2 protein-coding genes and 1 pseudogene are annotated in these 3,623 nt (G+C 70.5%); all 3 read right to left on the minus strand.

Annotated elements, in window-relative coordinates:
• Positions 1–535: hypothetical protein (locus ALLO2_RS22720; protein WP_011436139.1), on the minus strand; the 535-nt coding region annotated here is incomplete at its 3' end.
• Positions 536–1,287: 752 nt separating this feature from the next.
• The gene (locus ALLO2_RS22725) at positions 1,288–2,019 is read right to left on the minus strand and encodes a hypothetical protein (protein ID WP_035734682.1); all 732 of its coding nucleotides are present in this window, start codon (positions 2,017–2,019) and stop codon (positions 1,288–1,290) included.
• A gap of 1,384 nt (positions 2,020–3,403) precedes the next feature.
• A pseudogene (locus tag ALLO2_RS26775) lies at positions 3,404–3,623 on the minus strand (transposase); the annotation flags it as partial.

Below are 3,623 nucleotides of genomic sequence, written 5' to 3' on the forward strand. Positions count from 1 at the left end.
AGGGGCGGGCGCGTCGCCGTTGCAGGTTCTCGTCGAGCAGTTCCCGCAGCAGGACCAGGCCGGGCCCGCCCCCGGGGTTCAGCGGGATCGAGAAGATGTAGTCCGAGCCGTCGAACGCGTCGAACACGGGTGTGCCGTCGCGCTTGCGCCGGAAGGGCACCATTCCAGACTCGTGGCCCTCCTCCTCGTCCCAGAGCACCCAGAGGATGACGTGCATCTCGCCGTCGTCCTCCAGCACCGGCCCGCCGGTGTAGGGGGACCGCAGCCGGACCTCATCGTCGCCGTCGATCACGACGGGCCTGCTGATCTGCGGGACCGCCAGGATGAGCCGTTCGAGGTCGATGCGGTTCGCCTCGGCGGCGACCTGCCGCTCGAACGCTTCCGCGCGAGCGGGGTCACGCAGGTAGGCCGAGTTACTCAGCGTGCGCGAGGGCTCTCCTTCCAGGACCGCGATCGCGGGCTGGTCTCCTTTCGCCAGGGCGTCCTGGACCTGCTTGACGGTCATATCGACAAGAACATGGGACTCGAAGTTCATCAGCGGTGTCCTCTATGGGGCGCGGGGTCGCAGCGGCGGGCCGGTCCGGGACGGCCGCGCAGGACGTACGGGACGGCCGTCCCCACCTAGTCTGATCGCGCCACGACGTGGGCACCACGCAGCATGCAGCGCGTGCCCTCTGCGACCCCGCCACCCTGCTGCCGCGGGGTTGCGGTGACCGTCCCTGCCGGCCAACTCGACGACGAGGTGCCCCTCGGTCGGGTCTCGGCTCGGCGCCGGAACGCCTCACTGGGGAGAGGTAGGGGCTACCGCTGGCGAGGCAGTCGCGCGCGTCGTGCACGGCGGAAGCCTCTGCTGTGCCGCAGGAACGGCGGTCGGCGTCGCCGGTTGACGGAGGGCGTAGCGTCGTTCAGGACGAGGNCCGCAGGGNTGATACGTCCGACGATCTCCCGGCTGGGCCAGTGGATCAACAAGCCGCAGTCCACACAGCAATAGCGCCCACGCCACCGGGCCGCGCCCGGGGCGACTTCCCGGCGCCGACGGACCGGGACGAACCCGCTGGACGCCGGGGTGTTCCCGCATCGGCACAGCCAATCGTCATCCCCGCCGTCGCACGCGATGTATTCACGCATGCCAGTCCTCTTTTCTCGCGAAGGTGGGTTGGGAAAGGAGCAGGTTCGGACCGGCAGGCGAAGAAACGGTTCTCCTACCGGCGAGAAGTACCGGCGGCTGAGGCGATGCCCGCAGCCAGCCCGGCGGGCCTGCGACGGAGTCCGGGCACCGGGCGCGGTTCAGCGGTCCCAGGGGTCGCGGCGCAGGTGGTCGCGGCGGGTGGCCCTGGCCTGGATGACGACGTCGGTCCAGGTGGCTCCGGCGGCCTCGGCCTGCTCGGNGGNGGTGAGGACCGCGCTGGCGCGTGGGGACAGCGTCCAGCCGAGGTGGCCGAACAGGGCGAGAGCGCTGCTGTCCCCGAGGGCGGAGGCGTGGACGGCGTCGAGGCGCAGGCAGGCGGCCAGGTGGCCGAGCAGCCCGGTCGGGTAGCCGCGGTGGAACAGCGGGACCGCCCGGATCGGGCTGGTCATCTCGGTGGCGTGGCGGGCGGCGATGTGGGAGAGCACGGCCATTACGGCCACGTCGCCGATGCGGGTGTCTTCCGGTTCGTCGTCCACGTCGGTGCGCTGGATCGTGGTGTCGACGGCGTGGCCCCAGGTCCAGCCCTGCATGGTGAGCTGCTCAGCCTCGTTGGCGAGGGCGGCGGCTTTGGCGGTCAGCGGGTAGCCAAGCGCGCCGAGGAGGCTGGCGGCGGGTTCGAGGTTGAGCAGGCTGGCCGGGTCGAGGTGGCCGTCCAGTCCGAACAGGACGTGGGCGAGCAGTCGGCGCGGCCAGCCGTCCCGGTCGAAGTACGGGTGGTAGGACAGTCCGGAGAAGCGGAGGGTGACGGTGTCCTCGCCGTTGACGGTCAGGACGTGGCGGAGCCGGCCGAGGAGTTCGGCGAAGCCGATCAGATGCGGAGTCGACGGCATGGTGGGGCGCTCCTAAGGAGGGCGCAGCACGGCGGACAGGCGGACGTGCGCGAGCGTGGGGGCCGGGGCGCGGGCGGTCGCGCGGGCCCTCGGGGACCAGGGCTGCAACGCGGGTCGGCCCGCCGGGCGAGGTGCGCGGCGGGCCGAGAGGCGTTGCACCGGCCGTCGCGGGCCGGTCGTGTGGGGCGGGCCGTCAGGTGCGGCAGGTCGGAGGCGGCGTACTCGGTTCGGTGCAGGATTCACCGATGCCGACAACGACATGCAGCCGATTCCGGGGAACGGGGTGGCCGTTCACCCTCCCGGTTCGCCTGAGGGATGGCGGGAGGGCCGATGATGAGCAGCCCGATGGGTACGCCGTGGACGGTGGCACGCCCGCGGCGGGCTGCGGGCTGTGGTCACCAGGTTGACGGGCCGATGACCATCTCGTCGAGGCGAAGCCTCCGGATCTCGTGGGGGCCGACGAAACGGCGATGANGGCCGGGGCCGATGTCGACGCAGATTCCGTCGCGGTAAGCCTCGTCCTCGGTGCGCACGCCGAGGACCGCCCAGACCGGGAACGGCCACGTCTCAGGTTCGTGTTGGGGGTCTCCCGCGGTCAGGGCGACCACATCCCCGGGNTTGTAGGCGCGATGGCTGTGTCGCCTCGCCGCCGTCGGGCAGTACAGCCGGCCGCAGGACGGCGTGGCGGGCGGGCGGGCCGCGCGCCGATATTCACCGACCTCTTCCCAAACGGTCGGGTGATGGGCCAGAAGGAGCCGTCGCAAATCATCTTCGATCATGTGTGGGGCCTTCAGGCCGGAGACGTTCTCCATCCGGCCCGCGAGCACCGTGACCGCGGGAAGCATCTCGTCGTGGACCCGCCACAGCACCGTCGACGGATCACTCGGGCAACGCCCGAAGGTCGCATAGTGAATACCCATCAGGGCCCTCTCTTTCCAGGAAACCAAAGCAGAATGGCTGGCAAGGCGATGAGCGGTACGGTTATCCGGTGAGGGCGGCGCCACGGGCGCCTCCTTTGCGGAACGGTCCTCAGCCAGCCGGTTTCCGTCTTCACCGACGCGGCCTGTCCATGCGGGATGCTGGGCGCCGTCCAGCACGCGCCGGAGAGCGGGCGACTAGCTGCATGCGCCTTCTCGGCGCCCCACCACGCTGTCCTGCACGACCCGTCGGGCCGAGCGACGGGGCACTACTCAAGCGGCGGGAGAGAGGCAACTCGACTTTCGCGGTTTTCTTGATCTCCAATTTTATGGTTGACGTCGCGTGAGACGTGTTCTGTGCGTGTTTGGTGTGCTGGTTCGTGGTGGGGTGTTTGAGCTGGTTTGCGGTCTCGGGTCGATGTCTGTTTTGTCTGGTTCCCGGGCTGTGGGGCCGNGATGGGGGCTGGTCAGGCCGCGAGNGCGCTGTCGGTGGTGGCCCAGGCGAGGCGGAGGGTGTGGATTTCCGCGTCGGTCGGGTTCGCGGGCCGTGTGGGCTGATATTGGGTGGTGATCAGGACGCGGCGGAGCTTGACGGCGAGGTCGGCGGTGCAGGGGCGGGTCTTGGTGGTGTACCAGGGGGTGCGGGCGCGGTGGTCGGCGGCGTCGCCGTGGTGGTGGCCGGTGGTG

Source organism: Frankia sp. Allo2, from assembly GCF_000733325.1.
Classification (GTDB): Bacteria; Actinomycetota; Actinomycetes; order Frankiales; family Frankiaceae; genus Frankia; species Frankia casuarinae.